Origin of the sequence: Chlorobium sp. KB01, assembly GCF_001975465.1 — a bacterium.
In the GTDB taxonomy this organism is placed as follows: Bacteria; Bacteroidota; Chlorobiia; order Chlorobiales; family Chlorobiaceae; genus Chlorobium.
Map to the genome: position 1 here is coordinate 1 of NZ_MPJE01000081.1, position 3681 is coordinate 3681.

At 45.5% G+C, this 3681-nt stretch carries 5 protein-coding genes; 1 reads left to right on the plus strand and 4 read right to left on the minus strand.

All coding sequences use genetic code 11. From position 1 onward, the window contains the following. The 4 genes from BOO20_RS09005 to BOO20_RS09020 form a co-directional block, all read right to left on the minus strand. A partial coding sequence (locus tag BOO20_RS09005) for a helix-turn-helix domain-containing protein (protein WP_076792191.1) occupies positions 1 to 264 on the minus strand: 264 nt, incomplete at its 3' end. Continuing rightward, positions 257 to 610, minus strand: a complete 354-nt coding sequence (locus BOO20_RS09010; RefSeq protein WP_076791945.1) for a type II toxin-antitoxin system RelE/ParE family toxin — start codon at positions 608 to 610, stop codon at positions 257 to 259. The genes BOO20_RS09010 and BOO20_RS09005, both read right to left, overlap by 8 nt. Positions 611 to 930: 320 nt before the next feature. Next, entirely contained in the window at positions 931 to 1716 is a 786-nt protein-coding gene (locus BOO20_RS09015; protein WP_233120936.1) for a nucleotidyl transferase AbiEii/AbiGii toxin family protein, read from the minus strand. After that, the gene (locus tag BOO20_RS09020) at positions 1713 to 2495 is read right to left on the minus strand and encodes a type IV toxin-antitoxin system AbiEi family antitoxin (RefSeq protein WP_076792192.1); all 783 of its coding nucleotides are present in this window, start codon (positions 2493 to 2495) and stop codon (positions 1713 to 1715) included. Before BOO20_RS09020 ends, BOO20_RS09015 begins: the two co-directional genes overlap by 4 nt. Positions 2496 to 2789: 294 nt before the next feature. Here BOO20_RS09020 and BOO20_RS09025 point away from each other — a divergent pair, with 294 nt between their 5' ends. After that, positions 2790 to 3278 (plus strand): hypothetical protein, encoded by a 489-nt coding sequence (locus tag BOO20_RS09025; protein ID WP_076792194.1) that lies wholly within the window; start codon positions 2790 to 2792, stop codon positions 3276 to 3278. The last annotated feature ends 403 nt before the right edge of the window (positions 3279 to 3681 follow it).

The following is a 3681-nucleotide window of genomic DNA, read 5'->3' on the forward strand; positions in this document are numbered from 1 at the left end:
TACGGTAAGCTTTTTACCCAGAGCTTCGGCATAATGGCTCAGCGTTGAGAGCCGGATGTCTTCCGAATGGTTCTCAATGCGGGAGACTGCCGATTTTTTGGTGTGCAATTTTTCAGCCAGATCTTCCTGGGTCAGACCTGCACGTTTTCTTGCCTGGCGCAGTAACTCCCCGATCCGGAATTGTTCGTAACCCTGTTCAAAAGTTTTTGCGAAATCCGGGGACTCATCTTTCCGCTTCTTAATGTATCGTTCAAGATCATCCATGGTTTTTCCTCGATAGATATTCTGTTTTCCGCTTTTCAGCGAGTACAATTTCTGATGCCGGGGTTTTCTGAGTCTTCTTTGAGAAACCATTGGTAAGAACAACAAAGCTTCCTTGGTCAAGAAATCCTAAAAGCCGAAAGGCATTACTTCCCTGTTTTGCTCTGATCTCCCATATACCATACGTGTTTTGGAGTTTCTTGAAATACTCGGTCGACACCGTGGGCAACTCCTTGACAAGTCTGAGCACCCACAGTACCTTCTGGACTTCCTTTTCAGAAAGCGTGTCCAGATAGTCTTCTACGGGACTTTTCCCGGCACGGGTCTTAAAGAAAACAATCTCTCGCATGGACGATTGTTAACGAATTAGTTAACTATTCACAAAAGAAATTCGTTCAGTTGCCTGCTCTGCAGTTCCAGTTCAACCCATGCCGGATCATGGTCACTACCATCGCCACTATGTTTTGTTCGTCTGTTAATCCAACCTTTACGAAAGTTTAACTGTACTCACGTAATATGCCGTTGTGGGACAACTGGGCCAGTCATGGCTGGATTAGTCATCAATGCCTCTTTGAATCAATCACCCATCAATTATCTTTTACAGAAACAACTGATTTAATAAAAACAAGTTAATCATATCAATAACACCTATTCAAACAGATCCATCAATTACCCATCAATTAAAGGTGCGAGAGAATCCAGAACATACCGTGCCGCCGCCCTGGAATCCCATGAGTTCCCTGTTGTCAGCAGGGGTGAGATATCATCAAGAAAACGAGAGTCATCAAGCTTTTCGAACAGATTCATCTCAAATTCAGCCCTGGATATCTGATGTTCTTCATACTCCATGTACTGCAAAAAACAGGAGACAACCGTTTCAGGATTAACAGCAAGGGTTTTGGCTGTTTGCCACAAGTCAAACAAATCTCTCCCTTTTTTTCGCTGATAGAGCGCCCGCAGCTTGGTACCGAGCAATTCATCGATACGATAGCTTGAGATTAATGCTGAGCCGGTATGCCAGCGGGATGCCATTCTGAATTCAAACTGTTGATATCCAAGTACCGTAAAGTGTTCCCTTGAGTTTATTTCCACTTTGAGCCGTAATGGAAATCCTTCTTCTGATTCCACACGCCAGATCAGCGTTACCCTTCCTTCTGACTGTTTCCGCCTGGGAATTCCCAACCAGGGATTGATCTTTTCCTGTACAGCATCCATGATCTGACCGATTGGCCCCGCTTGCATTTGCACCAGATCAATATCCTCTGAATATCTCGCTGGCGGAAGATGAAGCTTGAACAAGGCAGTTCCACCACGAAAAGCCAGATTTTTCGCTACAACCGGGTGTGTGTAAAGTTCAATCAGGGCACGACAGATAATCAGATCCTGCTCAATCTGGGATAACTGCGACCATGGAGCATTGACCCGCCATGCGGTGATATAGTCAAGAGGTATCATATTTCCGGCTCTACCTTTTCATTTGGCAGCAGCCTCCAGCGGGCCACCTTTCGAACTCCGCTGTAAGGTTGTGACGGGGAGAGTGGAGTCGGCACAGGATTGCGACCTGCAACATATTCAGCCAATCCTTCGGCTAAGTCGGCTTCACCAATCAAATCCAGCAAGTAACCCAATCGCTGAGACCACGCTATGGGAGAGAGTGCTGCTATTTCAGCCAGCTTCCCGCCGTCAAGATATTCTGCAAGTTCAGATAAAACAGTTGCAGTATTATCCAGACCCCCTGCATGATGCGGATACCCGGTTAGATCAAATGCTGTGACCTCAGGGGTCGAGACCTTTACATAACCGCGAGGCGTCTTGAAATCCTGCACAGGCATAAGCGCTGCGTTCTTGCGTATGATAAAATCAATCCTCACATCCCCACAACTGATATCCGGTCGAGCATGTTGCAGGATAACCTGAAAAGCCTGAGGGCGTTGATGAGCTGCACCGGAGTGTTCGGCAGCGGTAAGCATGCCTGCATAATAGGGCTCTTTCAGGTGATCCATCAATAACGGAATAAACTGGTTTGCGGGCAAGCATCCTATCTTACGATACTCTGGAGAAACGATAACATAAAATCCCCGGTACGGCATGGCAACCTCACCCTTATGCCGCAGACGACGCAAGGCCGCACGGGTAGCGATAACGCCTGATCCAATCGCATCAGAAGCTTCAGCGCCACTGAAACAGAATACGCCTTTGGCTAGCAAAGCGTCAATGTAGTCAGAAATAAACATACCGGTAATTACATGAATCAATCGAATAAAGCAACACAATTCGTTACTATAGTCAATTGGCTCACAAAACGGATAGCACAGACTATTTTCGCCCTCCTGTCTATCGACTTACCAATGTTCACGGGAATGAGTACCTTTCAATTATGCATTGACAGGCCAATAATGCATGATCAAACCGGTAACATATCCAGAAAACAAGGAATCCGGCAGAGGCAAGATTATCATCATTTACCAAGCCGGAAATAGCAGCCTCCATGCTTGTAGCCATGACTTTCAATCTCATCAGTCAATAAAATGGGCACAACAGACGATTATAGTACAGGGCGTGTACTTGAAAACATCCGAAAGGCATTGCATGTTTTCGACAGCACGGAGGGATCACTCAATAATAACGAGCAGGCTGTCCGGATTCAGAAAAAAATTCAGGAGTTTGAACCAAGGATTCTCTCTTTTCCTGAAGCCTCCGACTTTATCCGAAAAGCTGCAACAATTGCTCTGGGTGAGCGTGTATGTCGGGCTCTTCATCCCGGGTCAGTATCGACAGAATCGGTTTTTCTCGATGAACTCGCCGAAGCAATGATCCATTCAGGGCAAGCCAGACTTGCTTCAATCGCAGAAGCAGAACAAACTCTGGAAAAATATTCACGCCATCCTCTTGTCATCTCAATGGTTTCCGGCAGATATCAGGAAATATGCGCTTCCTGGCCACCGGATTGTGTGTACTGGAGAGCAGAAAAAAGAGGATTGCACTGTCTGAAACGAACAACAGATGATCCTCGATAAAAAAACAACACCATTCTCGCCATTCTCGCCCTGCTCATCTGACAGAAATAAACAAAGCCTGCGTGTTTTCAGGCTTTGAGGGATGATGTGGACGATAGAAGATTCGAACTTCTGACCTCTACAGTGTAAAACTCGCGACGAAGCCGCAGGTTATTATTTTAATTATATTTACAGCTATAAAAAAATTCCCGGATAACAACCGCATAACAAAAATTTTATCAAAATCAGTGAACAAATATTAACATCGATTACAATTCGACTCTTTATTCGGAAGTGATTTGCATGCGCTTGGCAAGTTCATAGAACCACCACTCCTGACATACTTCCGAAATCGAACCAGTTAACCTGAATAATTCATGAGCAACGGGCGCAGCCGATTTTCGAAGTAAAAGTCCGATTGCGC

Coding starts and splice junctions, on each gene's coding strand:
- BOO20_RS09010 (WP_076791945.1), bottom strand. CDS start 610: ATGCGAGAGATTGTTTTCTTTAAGACCCGTGCCGGGAAAAGTCCCGTA.
- BOO20_RS09015 (WP_233120936.1), bottom strand. CDS start 1,716: ATGATACCTCTTGACTATATCACCGCATGGCGGGTCAATGCTCCATGG.
- BOO20_RS09020 (WP_076792192.1), bottom strand. CDS start 2,495: ATGTTTATTTCTGACTACATTGACGCTTTGCTAGCCAAAGGCGTATTC.
- BOO20_RS09025 (WP_076792194.1), top strand. CDS start 2,790: ATGGGCACAACAGACGATTATAGTACAGGGCGTGTACTTGAAAACATC.